We start from the raw sequence: 25176 nt of genomic DNA, 5'->3' as shown, positions 1-25176 counted from the left end.
TCCAAGCAGCCGCCTATTTCGCATATCTCTTCGCGCCGGCCACGCAAAGCACCACGGCAGCGGCGACGGCGATCATGGCGGAACTGACCTGCTCGTGCAGCAGCATTGCCGCCAGGCCGAGGCCGAAGAAAGGCTGGAGAAGCTGCAACTGTCCGACCGCAGCGATGCCGCCTTGCGCCAGTCCGCGATACCAGAACACAAAGCCGATCAGCATGCTGAACAGCGAGACGTAGGCCAGTCCGATCCAGGCGGCGTTGCCGACGCTTTCGAGCGACGGTGGCATCATGATGAGCGTCAGGGCCAGCATGACCGGCAGCGACAACACCAGCGCCCATGAGATCACCTGCCAGCCGCCAAGTTTGCGCGACAGCGTGGCTCCTTCCGCGTAACCCAGTCCGCACAGGATGATTGCGCCCAGCATCAGCGTGTCGCCAACCGGCGAAGCCGAAACGCCTTGCGTCGCCGCAAATCCGGCAACAAGGGCGCTGCCAAGGCACGAAAACAGCCAGAAAGCCGGTTTGGGCCGATCGCCGCCGCGGATGACGCCGAAGATCGCGGTCGCCAGCGGCAACAGGCCGACGAAGATGATGGAATGGGCCGAGGTGATATGCTTGAGCGCCAACGCTGTCAGCAAGGGAAAGCCGACCACGACGCCGAGCGCCACGATGGCCAGCGACAACAAATCCTGCCGCTCCGGACGCTTCTGGCGGAAAATGAGCAGAAGCGCGAGGCCGAGTATGCCCGCTGTGGCAGCACGGGCGACCGTTAGGAAGGTCGGATCGAAATCCATCACCGCAACACGCGTTGCCGGAAGCGATCCGCTGAAAATCAGCACGCCTACGAATCCGTTGATCCAGCCACCCGCCACCTTGTCCATCGCATGCTCCTGATGTTCTCGCCCTCTATCGGGCCGGACATATGGCGCCACCAGAGACAATGAGGTACAATTTAGCGAAACTGTCATGGCAGGCTGAGCAGTACGGATGGATGAACAGGCAACAGCAACTCAGGGCAATGGGACGCTGGTCGAGAGCGTCATGGCGACGATCAGGCAGAGGATCGCCGCGCGCAGCCTGACGCCGGGAACACGACTGCCGTCGATCCGGGCTTTCGCGAAGACCATGCAGGTTTCCAAATCCACCGTGGTCGAAGCCTATGAGCGTCTTGCGGCGGAGGGCATCATCCGCTCGCGTCCAGGTTCGGGTTTTTATGCCGCCGGGCCGCTGGCTCCCTTGTCGCTGGCCGAGATCGGCCCCAGGCTTGATCGGGCTGTCGATCCGCTCTGGGTTTCGCGCCAGTCATTGGAAGCCGGCGACGATGTGCTCAAACCCGGCTGCGGCTGGTTGCCTGCCTCGTGGATGCCGGAGGCTGGATTGCGCCGGGCACTGCGGACTATGGCACGCGGCGATGATGTCACGCTGACCGATTACGGCACCCCGCTCGGGCTGCCGCCGCTGCGTCATCTGCTCGCACGGCGCATGGCGGAGCATGGCATCGAGGCATCTCCCGGCCAGATCATGCTGACGGAATCCGGCACCCAGGCCATCGACCTCCTGTGCCGGTTCCTGCTCGAACCCGGCGACACGGTGCTGGTGGACGATCCCTGCTATTTCAACTTCCATGCCCTGTTGCGCGCCCACCGGGCCAAGGTGGTCGGCGTTCCCTATACGCCGTCGGGGCCGGATATCGAGCTGTTTGCGCAGGCGCTGATCGAGCACCGGCCGCGCCTCTACATCACCAATTCCGCACTTCACAATCCAACGGGTGCAATTCTGTCGCCGGTCGTCGCCCATCGATTGCTCAAGCTCGCCCACCAATCGGACCTGACGATCATCGAAGACGATATCTTTGCCGACTTCGAACACACGCCCGCGCCCAGGCTGGCGGCGTTCGACGGTCTTGGTCGCGTCGTTCATATCGGCAGCTTCTCCAAGACGCTTTCGGCGTCGGTGCGCTGCGGATTCATCGCTGCGCCGCGCGACTGGATGGACAGGCTGACCGACCTCAAGATCGCTACGTCCTTCGGCAGCGGCAGGCTTGCCTCCGAACTGGTGCTGACACTGCTGAAGGACGGTCTCTATCGCAAGCACGTCGATTTGCTCCGCACGCGGCTTTCACGTGCCATGGCTGAGACAAGCACGCGGCTGAAGGCGATCGGCATCACGCCTTGGATCGACCAGCCGGCCGGCATGTTCTTGTGGTGCAGCCTGCCGGACGGCGTGGATGCGGCTGAAATGGCCCGCCACGCCTTGGCGGACAATATCGTGCTGGCGCCCGGCAACGCGTTCAGCCTGTCCCAGACAGCCAGCCGTTTCCTGCGCTTCAACGTTGCGCAGTCGGCAGACGAGAGAATTTTCAGAACGCTCGAAACAGCGATGTCGCGTTGATCTGAATTGTTTCAGGCTCCTGCCCGCCTCCGGCGCTCATAGAGCATGACGAGCGTTTCGGCCGTCAGAGCCGGCTTCTGCTCACCTTCGATCTCGACGATGTTGGCGGCCTTCATCAGATACTGGCCTGGGCCCTTGTCCTCCATGGATAAAAGCGTGATGCGCAGCCTGATGCGAGCGCCGGCCTTGACCGGCGCCAGGAATCGCACCTTGTCGAAGCCATAGTTGAAGGCAGCTTGCGTATTTTCGGGGACGATGCCCATGTCGAGCGCCAGCGCGCCGATGATCGACAGCGTCAGATAGCCATGCGCGATGGTGGTGCGGAATGGGCTTTGCCGCCTCGCCCGCTCTGGATCGACATGGATCCACTGCCGGTCGCCCGTGCATTCGGCGAACTGGTCGATGCGGCTCTGGTCGACCGTCGTCCAGTCCGACACGCCAAGCTCCTGCCCTGTCATCGTCCGGAGCTGCTCGTAGGTCGGCGGCGTCGTCAGCCGTGTTTGCGTCATTCCTGCTTTCCCGATCGCCTGCTTTCCCGATCACTTGCCCTGCCTCCGGACCACGAACCGGCCGCCTCTGTCAATTCGCTCCGTGCGTTCCGCTGCGGTACCTCGGCCGTATCGCGTCAGTGTGCCTCGGCCGAACCGAGAATCAACAATACGACTTTCAGGAGCCGGACAACGGGAGAAAAGTCCGTCTGGCTTGGGAACAGCCTACTTCTTATCGTAGCCGGTACGGATTTCCTCCATCGCCTCCTTGATGCGGTCGCGCAGGATCTCGATCGATTCGGTGCCGGATTTCCTGGCCAGTTCGGCCACCTCGCCGGCATTCTTCAACGTGGTCTCGAACGATTTCCTGGCGAACGCCGCTTGCTTGGCCATCAACTCCCTGGGATCGCCCGGCGCCCTGTAGCTCTGCGCCATGTCGGCGATTTCGTGCAGCGTGTCCTGCAGCATCTCGCGTTGTCTGGAAAACAGCGACGACGCTCCCGCGGCACCTGCCCTGGCTGATTTTTCCAGCGCTTCGAGGTTCTTGCGATGATGGTTGAGGATCGCCTCGACATCGACGTTCGGCAACTTCAGGTCGCGGCCGAACCGGCCAAACATGTCGATGAAAGACCCGGAATCCGGTTGCTTTGCCATTGTGGTTCTCTCCCCTGTTGCTGCGAGTGCGGCACCCGAGGAGAAGAATAGGGCACTGGCGCTTCGCGGTCCATTCGGAGGCGCAATAGATCGCCCTCAGCCAACGAGGAACAGCAATTCCACCGTATGGAGCACGAGGCCGGCAAGGCCGCCGATGACCATGCCGTTGAAGCGGATATATTGCAGGTCCCTGCCAATGTTCATTTCGATCAGCCTGGTGAGCTGGGCAAGGTCCCAGCGCTTGACCTGATCGGCGATGAATTTCGAGACGCCGCTCTTCTGGCTTTCGACGAAGGAGGACAGCGCCACGACGAAACCCTGGTTCATGTCGGCCCTGATCTGCGCGTCGCTGGCAAGATGGCGGCCGACCTCGACGAACATGTTGGCGAGATGCGCGCGGATCATCGAGTCCGGCGCTTTGGTGTCCTGCTCGATGAACAGGCTGAGGCTTTCCCACATATCGCCGGCCAGCGCCTTCAGCTCTGGCCTGGCGAGAAAATCGCGCTTCAGTTTCTCGGCGCGCTTGGCGTATTGCTTGGACGTCCTCAGCCGCTCGACGAAGGCCTGGACGAAACTGTCGAATTCGGCGCGCATCGGGTGATCGGGATCGGCCCTCACCTCGTCGAGCAGGGACCCGGCGGAAGCGACGATCTTCTTCAGCAGATAGGCATCGGCGCGAAACAGATTGAACAGCGACGGCAGTTCCTCGCGGATCTTCTCGCGCATCGTCGCCAGCGCCTGCTCGTCGCTCAGGAAGCGGCCGACGACCTTGGTGAATTCGTCGAACAGCCTTTGGTGGCGGCGGTCGTCGGTCAGGGCCGACAGCAGCTCGGCAGCGAGCGGCGCCAGCGGCACCTTTTCGATCTGCTCCAGCATGCGGCTGGTGACGAAGCCGCGCAGGCCGGATTGCCCGACCGCCGCCAGCGTCTGCGGCACCAGCCGGCCGACGAAATGCGACAGATCGGCGGCGCGGTTGGGGTCGGCCAGCCAATCCGCAACGAGCGCGGAAAAGTCGACCTCGGCGAGCTTTTCGCGAACCGGCTCCGGCGCCAGGAAATTAACCTCGATGAACCGGCCGAGATTGTCGGCGATGCGGTTCTGGTTCTCCGGAATGATGGCGGTGTGCGGGATCGGCAGGCCGAGCGGCCGTCTGAACAGCGCCACCACCGCATACCAGTCGGCCAGCCCGCCGATCGTCGCTGCCTCGGCGAAAGCGGCGACGAATCCCAGCCACGGATAGCGGCCCTCGAACGACTTGGCCACGGCAAAGATGAGGACGCAGAGAGCGAGCGCTGCCGCGGCGACAAACTTGGTGCGCCGAAGCGCCGAAAGCTTGGCGTCCGCGTCGGCATCGATCCGGGCGGATGCCAAAGCCGGTGCTGATTGTGACATGGATGAGCTGCTCCTGGTCGATCTCGCGAACCCTTAATTTAGGCATCCGCCCAGCCGAATGCCTGCCAAAGCAAGGCTACGGTTTGCAAAACGTGCACACAAACTTGACAAGAAAATTCATCTATTATGCAGTGCTTGTCTGGAATTATTCCAAGGTATAGGCCATATTGGGCTCGAGCTACTGCTTCGCGAGGACAAAATGCGGCTGACACGCCAGACCAACTACGCCATGCGCATCCTGATGTATTGCGCCGCGAATACCGATCGGCTGAGCCGCATCCCGGAGATCGCGGCCGCCTACTCGGTGTCCGAGCTTTTTCTCTTCAAGATCCTGCAGCCTTTGGTCGAGCATGGTCTGGTCGAGACAGTGCGCGGCAGGAACGGCGGCGTCAGGCTCGGCCGCGCGGCCGAAACCATCACCCTGTTCGACGTCGTACGCGTGACCGAAGAGAGTTTCGCCATGGCCGAGTGCTTCGAGAACGACGCCGCCGAATGTCCGCTGGTCGACAGTTGCGCGCTGAATTCGGCGCTGCGCGAGGCGCTCAACGCCTTCTTCGCCGTGCTTGAGCGCCATACGATCGCCGACATGGTGGCGGCACGCCCGAATGTGCGGCATCTGCTCGGCATCGACATGCTGGTGCAGAGGGCGCCGGCCGCCTGATTCCGGGTCATCGCGGTGGGATAGGTCTGTTGAAATTCAGGTCAGGCCGAGCCGAAAATGGTGGGTTCCGAGAACCGGAACGGAGCGTACGTTTGGGTACGTGAGTACCGGAAGCGCAGGAAACCGCCATTTGCAGGCCGGCATCACCTGAATATCAATAGACCGACTGCGGCAGGACGAACGGCATGTCACCGGCCGGCAGAACGCCGACCCTCAGCCGGCAATCGAACACTTTTTCGATCAGATCGTCGCTCAGCACGTCCTGCGGCGAGCCGGTGGCAGCAAGCCTGCCGCGGTGCATGACGAAAATCCGGTCGGCATACATGGCCGTCAAGTTGAGGTCGTGCAGAATGGCGACCACGCCGCCGCCCCGTCTGGCAAAATCGCGGGCGATGTTCATGATGATCAATTGGTGCTTGATATCGAGGCTGGAAACCGGCTCGTCAAGAAACAGATAGCGCGGTTTGCCGTCGAGCACCGGCGCCCAGACCTGGCAGAGCACGCGGGCCAACTGCACGCGCTGTTGTTCGCCGCCCGAAAGCTCCTGGTAGAAACGGCCGGCAAAGCCATCGAGATCGACCCGCGCCAGCGCCCGTTCGGGCAGGCGCTCATCCTCGCCGGGCAGCGCGCCCGACCGCCCGCCGAGCAGGCCGAGCCGAACGATTTCGCGCACCGTGAACGGAAAGGACAATGTCGTCGCCTGCGGCAGCACGGCGCGCAGCATGGCCGCCTCGACCGGCTTCATCGCCGACAGGTCGCGGCCGTTGATGGTGACGTCTCCCGAATAGGCGAGATCGCCGGACAACGCCTTGAGGAAGGTCGTCTTGCCTGAACCGTTGGGGCCGACGATGGCCGCGATTTCGCCGGGGCGGATGTCGAAATCGACATTGGCGACGATACGCGTGCCGCCGATTGCCACCGAGACATCTCGCGCTTCGATCATGCCCGCACTTCGATCATGAAAAACCCTCGCATAGGTCCCCTCTCATAGGTCAATGACGCCACGCTTACGCAGCAGGATCCAGAGGAAGAACGGCGCGCCGGCGATCGCGGTGACGATGCCGATCGGCAGCTCGGCCGGCGCTACGATGGTGCGTGCCACGGCATCGGCCAGCAGCAGCAGGCAAGCGCCGAGCAAGGCCGAGGCCGGCAGCAGGTAACGATTGTCCGGCCCGATAGCCAGGCGCAGCAGATGCGGCACGACGATGCCGACAAAGCCGATGCCGCCGCTGACGGCGACAGATGCCCCGACCGCCGCCGAAACGCCGATGATTGCAGTGTATTTCAGCCGCTGCACCGGGATGCCGAGATGGCCGGCGGTGGCTTCGCCCAGCGCCAGCGCGTTGAGGCCGCGCGCCAGGAACGGCATTGCCGCCAGCGCCAGCACGATGATCGGCCCGACGGAGCCGATCTTCTGCCACGTCGCGCCGGCGAGCGAGCCGAGCTGCCAGAAGGTAAGGTCGCGCAACTGCCGGTCGTCGGCCATGAAGATCAGGATACCGGTCAGCGCCATGGCAAGGGCCGCCAGCGCAATGCCGGCAAGCAGCATGGTGGCGACCGAGGTTTGGCCTTGCCTGGTGGCGACCTGGTAGAGCACCAATGTCGTCGCCAGTCCGCCGCAGAACGCCGCCAGCGGCAGAGCGAGCGTGCCCAGCACCGAAGTTATCGGCGCCAGCACCGTGGCGCCAAGCACGATGACGGCGACCGCGCCGAGGCTCGACCCAGCCGAAACGCCGATGAGGCCGGGGTCTGCCAGCGGGTTGCGGAACAGCCCTTGCATGACCGCGCCGGAGACGGCAAGTGCTGCCCCGATCAGCACACCGAGGATGACCCGCGGCAGGCGGATATCGTAGACGATCAGGCGGTCGCGCGCGCTCAGCGCCTCATTGCCGGGTGCTGCACCCAACAGCCAGTCGCCGATGACGCTGACGGCCGAGGCATCGGACGCGCCTGATGTCAGCGAGAACAGGACGGCAACAGCAAGTCCCAGGCATAAAAGCAGGATAACGATGCGCGCCCGCCCCGAACGGTCGCCGTCGGATGCTGTCGCCATAGTGCCCGCACCAGCGATCGATTGATCCACCATTGGAAGCCCGCTCAGTCCCCGGCCTGCCCGCCATAAAGCGAGGCGGCAAGGTCGTGGATGACGTCGGCCGTGCGCGGCCCGAAGCCGAGCAGATAGCCGCCATCCATGCGGATCACCTTACGTGCCGCACCCGCCGGCGTCGACAAGATGGAAGGGTGCGCAAACAATTCGTCATCCGATGCGGCAGGACCGGCATTGTTCATCATCAGGATCACGTCCGGCTTGGCGGTGATGAGCGCCTCGTCGGACAATTGCTTGTAGCCGGAGAAGCCGTCGATCGCGTTGAACCCGCCCGAAAGCTTGATGATGCCGTCGGCGGCGGTGTCGCTGCCGGAAGCGAGGATCTTGCCGCCCTGCATCGACAGCACGAACAGGACGCGCTTGCGCTCCTTGATCGAGGCGGTCTGCTTTTCGGCGGCCTTCAGCTTGGCATCGATCTCGGCTGCCAGCGCGTCGGCTTTGGCGTCCACGCCGAGCGCCTTGCCGACGATGTGGACCTTTTCGAGAATGCCTTCATGGTCGTAGCGCTCGGGCACCTCGATGAACGGGATGCTCGTTTTCTTCAGCACGTCGACGGCTTCCTTTGGCCCGCTGCCGTGCAGCGCCAGGATGCCCGACGGATTGACCGACAGGACGCCTTCCGGCGACAGCTGGCGCATGTAGCCGACGTCAGGCAACTTGAGCGCCGCCTCGGGATAACGGCTGGTCGAATCGCGGGCGACCAGCCGATCCTGCTCGCCGAGCGCAAAAACGATCTCGGTGATCGAACCGCCTATGGCGGCTATCTTCGACGGGTCGGCGAACACCTCTGTGCCTTCGGCGGCGCGGGCCGGCAGCAACGCGGCGAAGGCCAGGGAAAGGCCGATCGTGGCCCCAAGCACCCGTTTGAAAAGGGGCGCCATTTTAAAAACACGCGCCCGTTTAAGCAAAGGAGCCGCCCGCTTAAGCAAAGGAACCATTGTCGTCGTCCTCAGGCTGCGGTCGGGCTTGGAATGCGCGGCAGGTTCTCTGCCAGAAACCGCCAGTCCTCGCGCTCGCTTTCACCTTCATGGCGCTTGCCGAAGAACTGGATGATCATCTTGCCGTCGGCGCCGTAGGCTTCGAGAGACGTGACATGGCCGTCCTTGGTCGGCTTGCGAACGGCCCAGACCTCTTGGATGTGGTCGGTCCGCAGATGCAGATGGAAGGTCTCGTCCAGCACGTTGATCCATGGCCCCATCGGCTTGATCGACTTGATCGGGCCCGAATGGATCTGGATGCAGCCGCGATTGCCGACAAAGCACATGATCGGCATCTCGCCCTCGGCGGCATGATGGAACATGGCGCTGACGGCATCGTTGTCGAGCAGCCAGGCATAATCCTGGCCGACCATGCGCATTGCCTGGCGGCGGTCGAGCTTCAGCGTCTTCAGCATGCCGAAGAATTGATGCACGTCGGTCAGCCGGCTCCAGCGGTCGCGTAGATCGTCGACATCGGCGGAAGCATCGGAAGTCTCGGCTTCGTCGGCAAATCCGCCCTCCGAAACCGCAACCGTCGGCTCCTGGTTCGGCGATTCGAGTTCGCCCACCAACTTCTGATAGGCATAGAGGCTGGACGCGGGCCGCAGATGCACCTTGTGCACCGCCTCGCCTGCTGCATCGAAGAACTGCAGGCTGCGCCTGATATCATCGCCCTCGCGCTTTTCGACGGCAAAGCCGTGCGTCCAGACTTTCGGGAAGATGCGCAGGTCGATGTTCTCGCCAAGCACCATGGCGTTGTGGTTGCCGGTGACGATCTTGTCGTAGACGCCGATCTTCTCGTGCACAGCGCTTTCATTGCGGGTCAGCGCCATGACTTCACCGACGGCTTCGAGGCCGGTCAAAAGGTCGTTGACGCGCGGCTCGACGCGGACGACGCCGTCGCCGCAATGCGCAGCGACCAGCTCGGCCTCCGAAATCCCAAGCTGGGCGGCGAGATCGCGCTCGCGCGTCTTCGGATTGTCTTCCCGCGCCCGCCGGATCTCGTGCGGAGCGGGCTTTACGCGCTGGTCCATCTCTAAAATACCTACTCTTGCCTACTTGTTGAGGATGAGCTTGCCCTGGCGGGTGATCTTCAGCCGGTAGAGCGCTCCGTGATGCTCGATGCCGATCTCGTGCTCGCCCTGGAACAGCGTGTTGCTGGACAGGGTTCTCACGGTCAACGGAACCCGTTCGAAACGAGCCGAATTGTCGTCGGAACGGCGGACGCGATAGCGAAAGTCACTGGGATTGTGCGTGTTCATCTGGTTCGATCCCTTTCCTGGGCCGGGGCTTGGTCAGCTGGCTCTAGGCTTGCGTGAAATGCCGATTCATTTCTTGACTTGAATAATCATGTTTATTAGTCAGTGCAATACCGGACTAAGTGAGTCAACATTTAAGACGCCGGACACGACGAAAAATGCCAGCAAGCTCCAAGCCAGCCAGCATCGAACCAGGACTTTTGGAGTTGGGGCATGGGGTTGGCGAATTGGGGACGGCCGGGTCTGGCGAATAGCAGCCCAGGTCCGGCGTATCGAGGTCCGGCGTATCGGCCGGTGGCAAAGGGAATAGCCGCTTTGCTGGCGGGTGCTGCAGCGATTGCGCTGCTGACGCCGCCGGCCACTGCTCAACAGGCCGCCCAGCCGCCAACAGACCAACAGCAGGCCGAACAAGCGCAGGCGCCTGAACAGGCCGGGCCGGCTCCGGCGGGCGCAACGCTGCTCGACCAGATCCTGGTCATCAGCCGCACCGGCGAGACGGCGATCGAATCCCTGTCTTCGACCAGTCATGTCGACCAGGAGCAGCTGGATCGGCGCATGGCAACGACGCCTAACGAAATGCTGTTCGGTGTGCCTGGAATAACGGTCCAGGCGGACGCAAGGCGCGTCAGTTCCTCCATCAACATCCGTGGCCTTCAGGACTTCGGCCGCGTCGCTGTGATCGTCGACGGTGCGCGGCAGAACTTCCAGCGCTCCGATCACGGCACGCAATCGACCTTCTATATCGACCCGGAGCTCATCAAATCCGTCGACGTCACCCGCGGCCCGGTTGCCAACACTTACGGCTCGGGCGCCATTGGCGGTGTCGTCTTGTTCGAGACCAAAGACGCGGAGGACTTTCTGCGCGACGGTGAGACATGGGCGGCGTCCGCGACCGGGCGCTACGAGACCAACGGCGAAGGCTGGACCACCAGCGCCGCTGGTGCCTATCGTTTCAATGAGAACTGGGATGTCCTCGGCAACATCGTCTATCGCGACTACGACGACTACAAGGATGGCGGCGGCGATACGGTGAACGGCACCGGCTTCGACGTTTTGAGCGGCCTTCTCAAGACGACCATCCGCCCCACTGAAAACAGCGAGCTGAAACTGGGCTGGAATGGCACGAGCGACGGGTGGAACGAGGTCAGCGGCGGCACGCCGGTGAATGACGTCGACCTGAAAGCGAACACCTTCACCGGTCGCTACAACATCACCGACGAAGACAAGAGCTGGCTCGATCTCCACATCGGCGCCTCCTACAACAAGACCAATCTGGACATGACGAGCCTTGTTCCGCAAAACCGGTTTGATCCAGTCACCGGTCTTCCCATCGTCCTGCCGGCGGGTTCGATGTCTACCTTCGATATCGGCACTTCAGGCATCGACATCTGGAACACCTCGCGGTTCGAGACCGCCGGCATTGCGCACGAGCTGACCTACGGTGGCGACTGGGTTGGCGACGACGTCGAGACGGGGGGTGCGGCAGGCGGCGCCAGTTTCTATACCCCTTCGGGCAAGCGAAACGTTTCCGGCGCTTACGTCCAGGACAAGCTCACCGGGGATTGGCTCGAGGTCATCGCCGGCCTGCGTTACGACAGCTACGAGCTCGAAAGCGATGTCGGCGAAACCTCCGGCGACCGGCTGTCGCCGCGCATCACCGTCGGCGTCTCGCCGTTTGAAACCGCCAGCCTTTCGGGACTGCAACTCTACGGCACCTATGCGGAGGGATATCGCTCCCCGTCGCTGTCGGAAACCCTTATCAGCGGCAATCATCCGGCTGGCGTCAGCTTTCCGTTTCTGCCCAACCCCAACCTGAAGCCTGAAATCGGCAAAACGGTCGAATTCGGTGTCAACTACAAGCAGGACGACGTCCTCGAAGCCGGCGACGCGTTTCGTTTCAAGGCGGCCTACTTCAACAACGATGTCGAAGACTACATCGACGGCGTCACCCTGTCGGCCTTCGATCCGACCAGCGGTTGCCCGTTCGGCCCCGGCATTCCGATCTGCTTCCAGTACCAGAACTTCGCAGAAGCCAAGATCCGCGGCTTTGAAATGGAAGCTGTCTATGACGCCAGCTGGGGTTTCGCCGGGCTGTCGGCCTCGATTATCGATGGCCACACCATCTCCTATGAAGGCGAGCGGGCAGACCTCGTCACCGTCCCTTCGTCCCAAGTCACCGCGCAACTCGGCTTGCGCTTTCTGGAGGATAAGCTGACCGTCGGCGGCGAGGTCCAGTACAATGGCAAGCCGAAGGGCAACGAAGTGGCCAGGGACTACACGCTGGTCAATGCCTTCGCCAGCTACCAGGCGACCGACAACTTCAAGGTCGATTTCCGCGCCGACAATTTGTTCGACGAGAAATACACCAATCCGTTGAACGGATCGGCCACGAGTGTAATTTACGAGCCCGGCGTCACGTTGAAGCTGGCGGCAACAATGCGATTTGGAGGCTGACGACAATGGCAAGCTTGACGGCATCGCTTCGCCTGCTGACCTCGGTGCTGGCAATGCCGCTTGTGATGGGTCCGGCGTGGGCGCAAGAGTCCGCGCCGGCCCCTGGTCTCACGCTTGAACTCAATGGTGCACAACCCTCCGACAAGGGCTGCCGTTTGACGTTCGTGGTTAACAACACTCTCGGCGCCGACCTCTCGAAAGCGGCGTTCGAGATCGCGCTGTTCAACGAGGCCGGCGTCGTTGACCGGCTGACCGTGCTCGACTTCAAGGACCTTCCGGCGGGCAAGACCAAGGTGACGCGGTTCGATCTTGCCGGCGCCGACTGCGCCAAGGTCAGCCGCGTGCTGATCAACAGCGCGACCGAATGCGCAGGCACCGGCATCGAGCCGGACGCTTGCATGCGCAAGCTGAAGACCGAAACCAAGACCGGCATCGCCTTCGGGGTCTGAGAAGAGAGTGGGACTTGGGCCCGCACTCGGACGGAACATCGTGGCGTGGCCTTTGGCCACCTCCGTTCTGTGGTCGCGCGATGCCAGCGATCTTGATTTGACAAGTCCGCACCGGTCGCGGCAGGTCTCGTTGCGAACCATGCAGGAAATCAGTCCCCTCCCCGACGCCAATGGCGAACTGGCGATTGCACCGACCGAACCGCTTGCGCCGGCCCGGCCGTCAGCCATGAGCCGCAAATGGACGGCGGCTATCATCGCCTCCTGCCTGTTCCATGCCGCGGTGGCGGCCGCTTTTCTCATCACACCTGCCGGCACATTCGATTCCAGGGACGCTATCCAGATGGAAGGCACCGATCAAACCGGTGCCAACGTGGTCGGCAGCGCCTTGGATGGTCAGGTCCCGGGCGCGATGAACGTTACCTTGGTGCCCGACCCGCAGCCGGCCAAGCCTGAGGTCAAGCCCGAGCAGCCTGCCGACCGGCCCGCCAGGGAAATGGCCGCGCAGTCCTCCGCGCCCTTGCCGCAGGTCGCCAAACAACCCACCCCCACCCCAGACATACTGATGGCCGACACCCCACGGCTGGACGAACCGGACGTGGCTCCGAAGACTGAAGCGCCGGCGGAGCCGGCTGCTCCGGCCGAAAGCACCGAGGCGCCTCCTACCGATTTCGGACAGCCGCCGATCCCGACCGCGAGGCCAAGCGCGACAGCAGGTCTTGGCGTGGCGGGCGAAACGAACGATGCCCGCGGCGCGCTGGATGGCGAGGAACGCGGCGCGGTGACTGCCAGCAAGGGCAAGAAGCAGGAAGCGGCAGGCAATGCGATTGAAACCCGCTACAGCGGTGAAGTTCAAAAGAAGCTTGCCCGTGCCAACCGTCGTGTTTCGAAATCGATACAAGCCAGCGCTCGCAACAATGCCAGGGTCGTTTTCGTTATCATGGCAGACGGCAGCATCAGCGACATACAGCTTGCCGAAAGCTCAGGATCTCAGGAGCTTGATCAATTCGCTTTGACGCTGGTGCGCAAGCAAGCACCATTCCCTCCCATTCCAACCGAAACCGGCAAATCAAGTTGGGTGTTTAAAGCGCGGATCGGTCCCTTCTAACAGCCTGCGCCTCAGCGTTTCAGGCAATCCACCAAGCATCATAATCCGCAATCCCGAAAGGAACCACCAATGTACATCGCCATGAACCGTTTCAAGGTCCAGAACGGGTCTGAGACCGCCTTCGAGGACGTCTGGAAGAACCGTGATTCCAGCCTGTCCGAAATGAAAGGTTTTAAGGAATTTCATCTGCTACGTGGTCCGGTCAACGAGGCCGAAGGCTACACGCTGTTCGCCTCGCACACCGTGTGGGCGAGCCATGAGGATTTCGTCGCCTGGACCAAATCCGAGAACTTTCGCGCCGCGCACCGCAATACCGGCACCACCAAGGCGCACTATCTCGGTCATCCGCAATTCGAGGGCTTTTCGGTCGTCGAGGGCGCGTAAGCAGGCGCCGTCGACGAAGCTGCCGATCTCCCCCCTTGCGGGGGAGACGCCCGGCAGGGCAGAGGGGGGTGCTGTCCCTCCCACCTGTCAATGAACCTCACGCCGCCGCCAGCAGGCTGGCATTGCCGCCCGCCGCCGTGGTGTCGACGCAGACGGCGCGTTCATGCGCGTAGGCGGCCGGATTGAGCACTTCGCTGACCAGCGGCACGATCGGGCCGGCGCGGTCGGCGATCACCTTGCGCACGATGCGTGCGGCCTCGGGCGTGCCGGAAAATGCGACGACATCAACACGCAGCGCGCGTGCCTCGACCGGGTCGGGACGGCCGTCGATGGCCGCCAGCGGCAGCCCCTTGCCGGTCAGTGACGACAGTGCAGCCGGCGCACCCGGCGCGACGGCCAGCACCGCATTGCCGGCGGCGAGCGCCTGGATCGTCTGGGCAAGCAGCGTGTCGGCGTCCGGTCCCAGGCAGAGCACACGGCCACGCGGCGACAGCGACAGCGTGTTGGCCTCGCCGGTCGGTCCGGGCAGATCGACCTGGCCGAAATCGATGCCGGCGGCGGCGCCGATGGCCGCAGCACCCTTGCCGCGCAGATGCTTCCTGAGCACGGCAACGCGGTCCGCCCGCGTCGACCAGCCGCCAAGCTCTGGGTCTGGCAGATTGTCGGCAAGCTCTGTCGCCGTCACCTTGCGGCCGTCAAGAACAGGCGTGCCGGCCTGCGGCCCCTTGCGGAAGCGCCTGAGATAATGCGGCCCGCCGGCCTTCGGGCCGGTGCCGGAAAGCCCTTCCCCGCCGAACGGCTGCGAACCGACCACGGCGCCGATCTGGTTGCGGTTGACATAGATATTGCCGGCATGGATGCCGTCGACGAAATGCTGGGCGCGGCCTTCGATGCGGGTGTGCAGCCCGAAGGTCAGCCCATAACCCTTGCGGTTGATCGCGGCGATCGCCGCATCGATCTCGTCGGCATCGAAGCTGGCGACGTGCAGCACCGGCCCGAACACCTCGCTCTCCATCTCCTCGATGCCCTTGACCCGGAAGACATGCGGCGCCACGAAGCGGCCATCCTTCGGCGCTTCGAGCTTGGCGATCAGCCGGCCCTGCAGACCCATTTTGGTGCAATAGTCGCGGATCGATTTTTGCGCCTCGTCGTCGATGACCGGGCCGACATCGGTGGAGATCTGCCAAGGATCGCCGACGCTGAGCGCCTCCATCGCGCCCTTCAGCATCTCCAGCATCTTCTTCTCGACGTCCTTCTGCACATAGAGCACGCGCAGCGCCGAGCAGCGCTGGCCGGCACTCTGGAAGGCCGAGGCAAGGATGTCGCGCACCGCTTGTTCGGGAAGTGCGGTGGAATCGACGATCATCGCGTTCAGCCCGCCGGTCTCGGCGATCAGCATCGCGTCGGGCGCGGCGGTCTCGGCCAGTTGCTTTTCGATCAGCTTGGCGACCTCGGTCGAGCCGGTGAAGCAGACGCCGGCAATGCGCGGATCTGATGTCAGCGGGCCGCCGACAGAGGGGCCGTCGCCGGGCAGAAGCTGGATGACATCTTCCGGCACGCCGGCCTCGCGCAGCAATTCGACGGCGCGGAAGGCGATCAGCGGCGTCTGCTCGGCCGGCTTGGCGATCACCGAATTGCCGGTGACGAGTGCTGCCGCGATCTGGCCGGTGAAGATGGCGAGCGGAAAATTCCACGGCGAGATGCAGGCGATCGCGCCGCGCGCTTCCGTGCCGGGTTCGGCATTGGCCGCCTCGGCGGCGTAATAGCGCAAGAAATCGACCGCTTCGCGCACTTCGGCGACGCCGTCGGCCAGCGATTTGCCGGCTTCGCGGATGGCTAGCGCGAAGAATTCGACGGCGTTGGCCTCATAGAGATCGGCGGCGCGGTTGAGAATGGCGGCACGCTCGGCAACGGCACGCCTTGCCCATGCCGGCTGCGCCTCCACCGCGATGCGCACGGCGGTCGCGACCTGCTTTGCGGTGGCCTCGCTGACCGTGCCGACCACGTCGTCGGGCTTTGCCGGATTGACCACCCGGCGCTGCTTGCCATAGCCGGCGGCCCGCGTGATCGGCTTGGCGTGCCAGCGGTCCGGGCCGGCAAACTCGGTCTTCGCCTTGTCGATGGCGGTGAGCGTCACTGGATCGGTGATGTCGAATCCCTTCGAGTTCCGTCGGGCAGCACCGAAGATCGCCGATGGTCGGGCGATCGCCGGATTGGCGGCGGGACCCTGTTTCTCGACGGTCTCAAGCGGGTCGCGAGCAATATCCTCCGGCTCGACCTCCTCGTCGGTGAGTTGGTGCACGAACGAGGAGTTGGCGCCGTTTTCGAGCAGCCGGCGGACCAGATAGGCAAGCAGGTCGGAATGCGCGCCGACCGGCGCATAGATGCGGCAGCGCGTGCCCTCGGCTCGCCGCACCGTCTCGTGCAGCGCCTCGCCCATGCCGTGCAGGCGCTGGAATTCGAAGGAGTCACGATCGCCGGCCATCGACAGGATGGCGGCGACGGTGTGGGCGTTGTGAGTGGCGAATTGCGGATAGATGCGGTCGGTCGTCGACAAAAGCTTCTTCGCGCAGGCCAGGTAGGACACGTCGGTATTGGCTTTGCGGGTGAAGACGGGATAACCGTCGAGCCCGAGCGTCTGCGCCCGCTTGATCTCGGTGTCCCAATAGGCGCCCTTGACCAGCCGCACCATGATGGTGCGGTCGTACTTCTTCGCCAGCGCATAGAGCCAGTCGATGGTGAAGGCGGCGCGCGGCCCATAGGCCTGGACGACGACGCCAAAACCGTTCCAGCCGGCAAGCTCCGGCTCGGCCAGCACCCGTTCGATGACGTCGAGCGACAGGTCGAGGCGGTCGGCCTCCTCGGCATCGATGTTGAGGCCCATGCGCGAATGGCGCGCCGCCAGCGCCAGCGACAAAAGCCGCTCGGCCATGACGGGCAGCATCTTTTCCTTTTGCGTCACTTCATAGCGCGGATGCAGCGCCGAAAGTTTGACTGAGATGCCGTGGTTCTGGCGGATATCGGGGCCGTTGGCGCCGGCATCGAGCGACGAGATGGCGTCGGCATAGGCCTTGTGGTAGCGCAAGGCGTCGGCCTCGGTGCGGGCCGCCTCGCCCAGCATGTCGAAGGAATAGAGATAGCCCTTCTGGGTCATCGGCCGGCCGCGCTTGACGGCCTCGGCAATCGTGCGGCCGAGCACGAACTGCTCGCCCATTTCGCGCATGGCGGCGGCGACCGCCTTGCGGATGACCGGCTCGCCCAGCCGGCGCACCATGGCGCGCAGCGTGCCTTCGATACCGCCCTCGCCTTCGTCAAGCACCCGGCCGGTCAGCATCAGCGCCCATGTCGACGCATTGATGAAGATCGAGCTCGAGTCCCCCGAATGCGCCGACCAGTCATGCGGCGCGATCTTGTCGGCGATGAGATCGTCCATCGTCTCGGTGTCCGGCACCCGCAGCAGCGCCTCGGCCAGGCACATCAGCGCCACGCCCTCCTTGGTGGAAAGGCCGTAGGCGGAAAGGAAGACCTCCATCAGCCGCGGATCGGACGAGCCGCGCACCGCACGCACCAGATCGGCGGCGCGGACCGAGATCGCCTTCCGCTCATTCGTCGAAAGCCCTGTTTCTTCGGCCAGCCGCTTCACGGCCTCGTCTTCGTCAGGCAAGTAATTGGCACGGATCTGCTGGCGGATGGCATCGAGCGCTGGCATGGCGGTCCTGTAGAGCGAACATCAGGGAGCGGGCCGGCGGTCGCCGGACCGAATGGCGCAAACTAGCACAAAGCCTGATTACAGTCGGTCCAAAGAAATCGACAGTGCAGGCCCTTTGATCTATCATAACGGCTGATCGTCACCGATTTGACCAGAATTCTCATGACAGAAGATCAATTGGACCGCATCGACAGGAACATCCTGTCGGCACTGGGCAGCAATGGCCGGCTTTCCATGTCGGAGCTCGCTGCAAAGGTCGGCCTGTCGAAGACGCCGGTGCAGGCTCGGGTCAAGCGGCTGGAGAAGGACGGCTTTATCAGGGGCTATCAGGCGATCATCGACCGTGAGCGCATGGGCGAAGGCCATGTCGCCTTCGTTCAGGTGAAACTGTCAGACACCCGCTCGGCCGCACTCGACGCTTTCAACCGCGCGGTGCAGGCGGTGCCGGAGATCGAGCAGTGCCACATGATGGCGTCGAGTTTCGACTATCTCCTGAAGGTCCGCACCACCGACATCGCCGCTTATCGCCGCGTGCTCGGCGAGCGCATCTCCGCCCTCCCCCACGTTGCCCAGACCTCGACCTTCGTGGCAATGGAGACGGTGAAGGATCGGTAGTATCTCTGCTCAGAGACCGATCTCCAGCTGCCAATCTCCAAAGCTGGCGATTAGCCATAGGTCCCCCTCCACTTCGTCATCCCAGGGTCTGCGCCGCGTCGCTTCGCTCCTTGCTCCGCCCTGGGATGACGAAGGGAGGGGTGTTTCAGCTAATCTCCAAGGCTTGCGATTTGCCACTAACGCGAATTTCTCCTCCAAAACTTCGTAGAGTCGAAATTTTTTGCGATATTCCTTCAACTGATCGTATCGCCGCCAACCCTCTCACTCCACCAGCGTCTTCAAGAACGCCACCAGCGCCGCGCGTTCGCGGTCCGAAAGCTGCAGCGGGTGGACCTCGGACACACCCTCGACACTGGCCGGCGCCTTCGAGTAATGCGCCACTACCTCGTCGAGCGAGGAAAACTGCCCGGCATGCATGTAGGGCGGACGGGTCGCGGCACCGCGCAGCGACGGCGTCTTGTAGGCGCGGACGAGTTCCGGTCCGGCCTTGACCATGAAGCGCAGCTCGCCACAGGCGCTGGCGTCGCCATCGCGAAACGCACCGAAACAGTTGAACGGATCGGCCTCGACTTGGCGTACCGCATCTATGCGGCCGCGATCCGGCGGCAAATTCGCAACCGGCGGCACGCCGGTGTTGTGAAAACTGCCGTCGGTGAAGCGCGGCCCGGTGTGGCACGTCACGCAATTGGCCTTGCCGATGAACAGTTTCAGTCCGAGGATTTCTTCAGGCGAAAAGGCATCGTCGCCTCGCGGCTGTATACCGGTAGCCAAGGCGGCGGCGAACCGGTCGAAGCGCGTCTGCGGTGGCGCGATCGATCGCTCGAAGGCGGCGATCGCCTTGCCGATATTGGCGAAGACGCGGTTGACACCCTCGGCCTGCGCAGCGGGCATGGCGTTCCACGCCGCTTTTTCGGCATTATTGCCAAGCGGGCTGGCATTGGCCGGCACAGTCGAAAGGTCGGGCAACGGCCCGAAGATGCGTTCATAGCGCTCGCCAAAGCGCGCCTTGACGTAATGCGCGTAGGCGGCGCGATTGCCCGCCTGCTCCAGCGGATTCTCCAGCGGCGCCAGCGCCTGCGCCCACAGGCTATCGCGCCGCCCGTCCCAAAAAAACCATGGATCATGCGCGACGCCGGCCAGCGGCATGGTGCGCCGGTTGGTGCGGCCGACGCCGACCGCTTGCGGCAGGTCGTCCTGGAACTGCCGGTCGATCTTATGGCAAGTCGAGCAGGAAACCTTGCCGTCGCCGCTCATTCCGACGTCGAAAAACAGCGTCGAACCAAGCGCGGCGGCGGCCGGCACATCGGCGAAGCGGTTGGTGGTGTCGGTTTTCAGCGGCGGCAGCGCCGAAAGCGCCAGCGAGGCGATGGTCATCTTTTCGGCATCGGAAAACTCCGGTTTGCCGCAGCCGGCAAGCACGGCCATCGCCAGCAGCGCGAGAAGACGCAAGGGGCGGCCCCAGTTCACAGCAGCACATCGAAGACGACCGTGTCGGATCCGGCCGCCGCGGAAATGGCGAAATGCAATTGCCACAATCCGCTCATGGTGAATTTCACCCCGTCGATGCGGTAGCACCCATCGCCCAGATAGCCGGTCGCCTGCGGGCTGGTCGGCAGGCCGTGCCTGTGCTGCGGCATGCCACCGGAAATCGTGATCGCGGCGCCCTCCACCGGGGCGCCCGCATTTGTCTTGAGGGTCAGCAGCCACGATTGCAGCTCGCCTTGCCTGATAACACCACGCTCCGGCTCGAAACTGGCCACGAATAACCCGTGTGCCGTCTTCTTCGAACGGGCAATCTCGGAGACCGCACGTTGCGGCGCTTGCGGCGCGGTCAGGTAGACGGCGGCAAGAATGCCAGCCAGCAAGGCAGCCAGACCAAGACCTGCCAGAACATAACGCCATAACGATGCCAAACCGGTTCCTCTTCCAGAGATAACGTCTCGCTGGGCAGATAGCGTCCCGCCGCGCCGTTGAGAAAACGAACCTGGCGCAAAATCTGCTGCTGCCAAGCATGGCGCTGCCGGCCGCAAAAAGCTACAGCACCGGGTCTTTGGTTTTGTCCATGTCGTTGTCCCAAAACCGCTGCGCAGCGTCGGGTCAGGCCCAAGGGCAAGCTTTTGGGCGACATGCACTAGGAGGAAAGATTCATGACAGCAAACGGCGTCGCCTCGATCGGTGAATGCATGCTCGAACTTTCAGGCCAGACGGGGCCGAACTGGCGCATGGGCTTTGCCGGCGACACGTTCAACACGCTGTGGGCGCTGCATGCGCTGAGCGGCGATCGGCCGGCGACCTATGTGTCGGCCTTCGGCGACGACCCGTTCTCGCGCGACCAGATCGGTTTCTTCGCGCAAAATGGCATCGGCATCGGTGCCAGCCCGATCATACCAGGCGCCCGGCCCGGCCTCTATGCGATCACGCTGACCGGCGCCGAACGCTCCTTCACCTACTGGCGTGGCGATGCCGCCGCAAGGCAGCTAGCGTCCGACGCAGCCGCCTTGGCGAAAAGCCTTGAAAATCAGTCGCTTGTTTACTTTTCCGGAATCACTTTGGCAATTCTGGACAAAGCCGCGCGCAAGACGTTGCTGTCGGCCGTGGCCAAGGCGCGCGCCGCCGGCTCGCTCGTCGCCTTCGACCCCAACTACCGGCCGCGCTTGTGGCACCAGCGTGAAGAAGCGCAGACCGCGATCCTCGACGCACTCGCAGTCACCGACATAGCGCTGCCAACCTTCCCCGACGAGCAGATGCTGTTCGGCGACGCAGCGCCGCGGGCAACCGCGCAACGGCTGGGAAAGCTGGTCGGCGAAGTCGTCGTCAAGAATGGCGAGGAGCCGGCGCTGATCGCCGCCAACGGAACGCTACGGCTCGTTCCGGCCGTGCATGTCGCCGCGCCCGTCGATACGACCGGTGCTGGCGATTCCTTCAATGGCGCCTATCTCGCCGCCCGGCTTGCCGGTCATGCCCCGACCGAGGCCGTGCTGCGCGCGCATCGCGTCGCAGCAAGCGTCGTCCAGGTGCGCGGCGCGCTGGCGCCGTTCGAGACGCTAAGGGCCGCGTTCGAAGATTAGCAACAAAATACAATCACGATGGCTGCCGCCAATGGACGGCTCCTTGCAGCCCAAGGCGATCGTTATCCGCGCTTTTCGATCACGCCATAAAGCACGTTGCGATTCTCGCCAAAGAACACCTGCGCCTCGACGGTGTTGCGGTCGACGCTGGCATTGATGATGTTCCACATATCGGCTTCCGACCGCAGCAGCAGCACCCAGTTCATGAACGTCTCCCGGTAGCCGGCGTCGGGATTGCCCTCTGCATAATTCGCGAACAGGAATGTCCCGTTCGGCTTCAACATCTGCAGGCAGGTTTTCGTGAGCTTCACGGCGACGTTGTGCGCAAGGTAGTCGTAAAGGCCGGAGGCGTAGATGAAGTCGAATTTGCCAAGCTTGTGGCCTCTCGTAAGCACGGTTCGTACCGAGCCGTCGATGGCCTCGACCGCGGTGCCCTGGAAGTCTCGCGTGATCAATCCAACGCTCTGAGGATCCTGATCGAGCGCAACCCAGCGCTTGAGACGGCTTTCTCGTAAGGCGACTGAGCGGTTGGCCTCCCTTAAATGGCCCGCCGCAATCGCCAGGACCTCGGTCTGCGACCCATTCTTGGTCGCAATCTCATCGACATACCGGGTCAAAAGATCGCGTCGCTCCCGTGCCGCGACGCACGACGGTACATCCTTGGTATGGCTATAGAGTGCCTTGCCGATCTCCGAGGCGTTTGCCACGCTCTCAGCCACGTGCGGATCACAATAGATGTAGTCGAGCAGCTGCGCGTCGCCAGAATAACCTCTGGGCTTGTCATGGGACCACCGCGTGAGCGGATCCTCTAGAAAGTATTCCAGGATCGGGTGGTTCTGCACGACCGGTATCAATGCTTGCCAAACGTCCGGATGAACCTTGGAACGCGTTGCGTCGAGGTACGACATCAGACGACGAATGACCTCCGCGGGATCTTTTCGTTGTTCGACTTGCTGGTGTGTCGAGTGAAGAACGAGCGCAAGCTCCGCTCGGGCGGTTTCGAACGCTTCGCGATGGGGCTCGAGCTTTCCTCGAGGGAGACTGGCGGCGATCGTCTCGGCAGTGATCAGACTCTGGCCATCAAGGATGGTTGCCACCGCAGACTCCATAGTTACAATTAGCTAGATATTAGCTAGATATTGCGTAAAATTTTACCTTTGCCAAGACACACACCCTCGGCATTTTAGCGGTGTCGTTAATTCTTCGCCAACCATCCCAGTTCTTTGGACGCCTTGCGGGCCGGATTCCCGATACGAGTTAACGAAAGCCTATTTGCGCGACTGCATATTGTGTGCGAGGCGCCGCAATCGCTGTCGCGCCTGAGGAGTCGGCCGGCGTGGGGGCAGAAGCCAGGAATGATTTTGGAATGCAAAGCCCCGTTCAAACGGGATTTGTCGTGACGAACGAACGCGCGTCACCCGCATTGGCGGATATGGCCGATGCGGAACCGTTCGAGCTGCACTACGAACCGCGGTCCGACGAGCTTCGCGACCTCTACCGAAAGGAAGGCCAGGCGAAGCGAAGAATGGACGCCAGGCCGGGGCTTTGGATCGCCGTTGCCATCTATCTGATGTTTTCGGCAACGGATCTGCTGCTGATTCCGGATGTGGCGATCTATACGATCACGGCACGCTTCGCGGTCGGAATGACTGCGCTCCTGATCTTGGAGGCGCAACTTCGCCGGGGAGTCGCAACGGAATGGATCGACGTGACTTGCGCCGGAGCCATCATCTTTGGCTATGTTGGCTGGCTTTGCCCAGCGGTTATGGGCGCCGACAAGGAAAGTGTCTCTTACTATATGGTATTCGGCACCATATTCATGATGAGTGCTAATCTATTTTTCACTTTTAAATTCAGCGTTTCTATCTTAACTTCGGCAATAATACTTGTTATACTATATATCGTAAATTATTTTGTGCCGTCCACGCTAACGTACAAAATGGTATTTGGAACCTTCTACATATCATGCTTCACCTTTACGTCTTACGTAAACTGGAAGCTGAATGAGGAGCGCTACAACGTCTTCCTGAATGCCCTCGAAGCCAAAATCCAGCACAAGGAAGCCACCGAACGCGGACAGGCACTGCTGAGTCTGTCGAGAACCGATCCTCTTACAGGCCTGGAGAATCGGCGGGCGATCGACGAAAAGCTGCGGGACTACTGGAGCGACTGGCAAAGGTCTGGCAGCAGTTTTGTTGCGATCCTCATCGACGTGGACTTTTTCAAAAGGTTCAATGACTTTTATGGACATCAAGAGGGCGACCGCTGTCTGGTTCTTGTCGCCAATGCCCTTGCCGATATGGTCAAGCAGCGCAATGGCTCGATCGGTCGCTACGGCGGTGAAGAATTCATTGTCCTGGCCCGCATGGAAAAAAGAGAACAGGTCGCAGATATTACGGAGGCCATTCGAAGCACGGTGCAGAACCTGGCGCTTCCCCACGAGCACCGCAGAGATGGAACCTCGGTGGTAACGGTGAGCGTTGGCGCAGCATTCACCAGGGCGCAGACTGGCGCCAAGCTGGAGAAGATCATCTATGAGGCCGATCGCGCGCTCTATCTGGCAAAAGCGGGCGGCCGCAATTGTACTTGGCTGTTCGATCCCAACGATCCCCAGAGCAGCGATGAGAGCGAGAACGTCGCGGCTTTGCTGAAGATCGCGATCGGCCAGGATCTCGTTTCACTCGTCTACCAACCAATCCAGAATGTTGCGTCGGGCCGAGTTGAAGCTGTCGAGGCGCTGATGCGCCTCAAGATGTTGGACGGCACATCGGTTCCCCCGGGCCTGTTCATTCCCGTCGCGGAACGAACAGGCGCAGTCCTGGAACTCGGGCGCTGGGCCATAAAGACAGTGTGCGCTGAACTCCTGGTCGACGATCACATCCGCGTCGTGAGTGTCAACGTCTCTCCAATTCAGCTCAAGACGCCCGGCTTCGCAACGTCTGTTGCAGCCATTTTGAGCGAGACCGGCGTAGCCGGCAGCAGGCTTGCCTTCGAAATCACCGAAGGGCTGGAGATGGAGATGCACTCCGACATTCTTCGCTGTATCAGCGACCTGAAGCTGCTTGGTATCAGGATATGGCTTGACGATTTCGGCACCGGCTTCGCCGGCCTCTCATGGCTTCGTCTTATCGACTTCGATACGGTGAAGATTGACCGCTCGTTTCTTCATGACTGCGGCACCCCAAGGGGCAAGGCGATGCTGCAAGACATCATCGCCCTGGTCCGAAACCGCGGCCATAAAATCTTGGTCGAAGGGGTGGAAACAGACAAGCAGATGGCTCTAGTCCGCGAATTCGACATAGATGAAATCCAGGGCTTTTATGTCGGCCGTCCGGCTCCCGCCGCGAGATTCCGGGCGAGACCGGCCACCCACAAGCGCCCATTTTTGGTCGTCAAATCCGCATGAGTAGCGGCGGCGCGCCCTGAGTAACTGCAAGCCGTCGTCGCCGCAGAAGCGTGATGAGAGC

At 62.5% G+C, this 25176-nt stretch carries 22 protein-coding genes; 9 read left to right on the top strand and 13 right to left on the bottom strand.

Annotated features, from left to right (window positions below; genetic code table 11):
- Positions 1–13 precede the first annotated feature (13 nt).
- Positions 14–877: a DMT family transporter gene (locus ABID19_RS13185; protein WP_354491050.1), complete on the bottom strand. Its 864-nt coding sequence runs from the start codon at positions 875–877 to the stop codon at positions 14–16.
- A 106-nt stretch (positions 878–983) separates the two neighbouring features.
- On the opposite strand from ABID19_RS13185, the gene ABID19_RS13180 reads away from it, so the two are divergent.
- Positions 984–2387, top strand: coding sequence for an aminotransferase-like domain-containing protein (locus ABID19_RS13180; RefSeq protein WP_354491048.1), 1404 nt, complete (start codon positions 984–986; stop codon positions 2385–2387).
- A gap of 11 nt (positions 2388–2398) precedes the next feature.
- Here the strand turns inward: ABID19_RS13180 and ABID19_RS13175 are convergent, their stop codons facing one another.
- The 3 genes from ABID19_RS13175 to ABID19_RS13165 all read right to left on the bottom strand — a co-directional run bounded on the left by ABID19_RS13175 (position 2399) and on the right by ABID19_RS13165 (position 4921).
- Positions 2399–2896, bottom strand: coding sequence for a MaoC family dehydratase (locus ABID19_RS13175; RefSeq protein ID WP_354491047.1), 498 nt, complete (start codon positions 2894–2896; stop codon positions 2399–2401).
- A 204-nt stretch (positions 2897–3100) separates the two neighbouring features.
- Positions 3101–3529, bottom strand: coding sequence for a phasin family protein (locus ABID19_RS13170; RefSeq protein ID WP_354491046.1), 429 nt, complete (start codon positions 3527–3529; stop codon positions 3101–3103).
- A gap of 96 nt (positions 3530–3625) precedes the next feature.
- Positions 3626–4921 carry a DUF445 domain-containing protein gene (locus ABID19_RS13165; RefSeq protein ID WP_354491045.1) on the bottom strand — a complete coding sequence of 432 codons (1296 nt, stop codon included), beginning with the start codon at positions 4919–4921 and terminating at the stop codon, positions 3626–3628.
- A gap of 199 nt (positions 4922–5120) precedes the next feature.
- Here ABID19_RS13165 and rirA point away from each other — a divergent pair, with 199 nt between their 5' ends.
- Positions 5121–5582 carry an iron-responsive transcriptional regulator RirA gene (gene rirA, locus ABID19_RS13160; RefSeq protein ID WP_354491044.1) on the top strand — a complete coding sequence of 154 codons (462 nt, stop codon included), beginning with the start codon at positions 5121–5123 and terminating at the stop codon, positions 5580–5582.
- Between the two features lie 154 nt (positions 5583–5736).
- Here rirA and ABID19_RS13155 read toward each other — a convergent pair whose 3' ends face one another.
- From ABID19_RS13155 to hemP, 5 genes are all read right to left on the bottom strand, one after another.
- On the bottom strand, positions 5737–6525 hold the full coding sequence (locus ABID19_RS13155) for a heme ABC transporter ATP-binding protein (RefSeq protein WP_354491043.1): 789 nt from the start codon (positions 6523–6525) through the stop codon (positions 5737–5739).
- A gap of 42 nt (positions 6526–6567) precedes the next feature.
- Positions 6568–7668, bottom strand: a complete 1101-nt coding sequence (locus ABID19_RS13150) for a FecCD family ABC transporter permease (protein WP_354491041.1) — start codon at positions 7666–7668, stop codon at positions 6568–6570.
- Between the two features lie 11 nt (positions 7669–7679).
- Entirely contained in the window at positions 7680–8570 is an 891-nt protein-coding gene (locus tag ABID19_RS13145; RefSeq protein ID WP_354491040.1) for a heme/hemin ABC transporter substrate-binding protein, read from the bottom strand.
- 68 nt (positions 8571–8638) lie between these two features.
- Positions 8639–9700, bottom strand: coding sequence for a hemin-degrading factor (locus ABID19_RS13140; RefSeq protein WP_354491039.1), 1062 nt, complete (start codon positions 9698–9700; stop codon positions 8639–8641).
- A gap of 21 nt (positions 9701–9721) precedes the next feature.
- Complete coding sequence (gene hemP / locus ABID19_RS13135; protein WP_352931786.1) at positions 9722–9928, bottom strand: hemin uptake protein HemP; 207 nt, start codon at positions 9926–9928, stop codon at positions 9722–9724.
- Between the two features lie 210 nt (positions 9929–10138).
- On the opposite strand from hemP, the gene ABID19_RS13130 reads away from it, so the two are divergent.
- The 4 genes from ABID19_RS13130 (at position 10139) to ABID19_RS13115 (ending at position 14317) form a co-directional block, all read left to right on the top strand.
- A complete protein-coding gene (locus tag ABID19_RS13130) occupies positions 10139–12379 on the top strand; it encodes a TonB-dependent hemoglobin/transferrin/lactoferrin family receptor (protein ID WP_354491038.1) in 2241 nt (746 codons plus the stop codon).
- Between the two features lie 5 nt (positions 12380–12384).
- Positions 12385–12828, top strand: a complete 444-nt coding sequence (locus ABID19_RS13125; RefSeq protein ID WP_354491036.1) for a hypothetical protein — start codon at positions 12385–12387, stop codon at positions 12826–12828.
- 226 nt (positions 12829–13054) lie between these two features.
- Positions 13055–13933, top strand: a complete 879-nt coding sequence (locus tag ABID19_RS13120) for an energy transducer TonB family protein (protein ID WP_354491035.1) — start codon at positions 13055–13057, stop codon at positions 13931–13933.
- Positions 13934–14002: 69 nt separating this feature from the next.
- The gene (locus ABID19_RS13115) at positions 14003–14317 is read left to right on the top strand and encodes an antibiotic biosynthesis monooxygenase family protein (RefSeq protein ID WP_354491033.1); all 315 of its coding nucleotides are present in this window, start codon (positions 14003–14005) and stop codon (positions 14315–14317) included.
- A 97-nt stretch (positions 14318–14414) separates the two neighbouring features.
- On the opposite strand, the gene putA is transcribed toward ABID19_RS13115, so the two are convergent.
- A complete protein-coding gene (putA, locus tag ABID19_RS13110; RefSeq protein ID WP_354491032.1) occupies positions 14415–18026 on the bottom strand; it encodes a bifunctional proline dehydrogenase/L-glutamate gamma-semialdehyde dehydrogenase PutA in 3612 nt (1203 codons plus the stop codon).
- Positions 18027–18188: 162 nt separating this feature from the next.
- On the opposite strand from putA, the gene ABID19_RS13105 reads away from it, so the two are divergent.
- The gene (locus ABID19_RS13105) at positions 18189–18641 is read left to right on the top strand and encodes an Lrp/AsnC family transcriptional regulator (protein ID WP_023676441.1); all 453 of its coding nucleotides are present in this window, start codon (positions 18189–18191) and stop codon (positions 18639–18641) included.
- 261 nt (positions 18642–18902) lie between these two features.
- On the opposite strand, the gene ABID19_RS13100 is transcribed toward ABID19_RS13105, so the two are convergent.
- Together ABID19_RS13100 and ABID19_RS13095 are read right to left on the bottom strand one after the other, a co-directional pair.
- Positions 18903–20066, bottom strand: a complete 1164-nt coding sequence (locus tag ABID19_RS13100; RefSeq protein ID WP_354491610.1) for a cytochrome-c peroxidase — start codon at positions 20064–20066, stop codon at positions 18903–18905.
- 38 nt (positions 20067–20104) lie between these two features.
- Entirely contained in the window at positions 20105–20554 is a 450-nt protein-coding gene (locus ABID19_RS13095) for a FixH family protein (protein ID WP_354491608.1), read from the bottom strand.
- Between the two features lie 234 nt (positions 20555–20788).
- Between ABID19_RS13095 and ABID19_RS13090 the strand changes: the two genes are divergently transcribed.
- Complete coding sequence (locus ABID19_RS13090) at positions 20789–21709, top strand: sugar kinase (protein WP_354491029.1); 921 nt, start codon at positions 20789–20791, stop codon at positions 21707–21709.
- Positions 21710–21771: 62 nt separating this feature from the next.
- Here the strand turns inward: ABID19_RS13090 and ABID19_RS13085 are convergent, their stop codons facing one another.
- Positions 21772–22818, bottom strand: coding sequence for a class I SAM-dependent methyltransferase (locus ABID19_RS13085; RefSeq protein ID WP_354491027.1), 1047 nt, complete (start codon positions 22816–22818; stop codon positions 21772–21774).
- 323 nt (positions 22819–23141) lie between these two features.
- Between ABID19_RS13085 and ABID19_RS13080 the strand changes: the two genes are divergently transcribed.
- On the top strand, positions 23142–25115 hold the full coding sequence (locus ABID19_RS13080) for a putative bifunctional diguanylate cyclase/phosphodiesterase (RefSeq protein WP_354491606.1): 1974 nt from the start codon (positions 23142–23144) through the stop codon (positions 25113–25115).
- Positions 25116–25176 lie beyond the last annotated feature (61 nt).

The organism is Mesorhizobium robiniae (genome assembly GCF_040545535.1).
Lineage (GTDB): Bacteria > Pseudomonadota > Alphaproteobacteria > Rhizobiales > Rhizobiaceae > Mesorhizobium > Mesorhizobium robiniae.
This window is presented reverse-complemented; position numbering and strand designations above follow the sequence as displayed.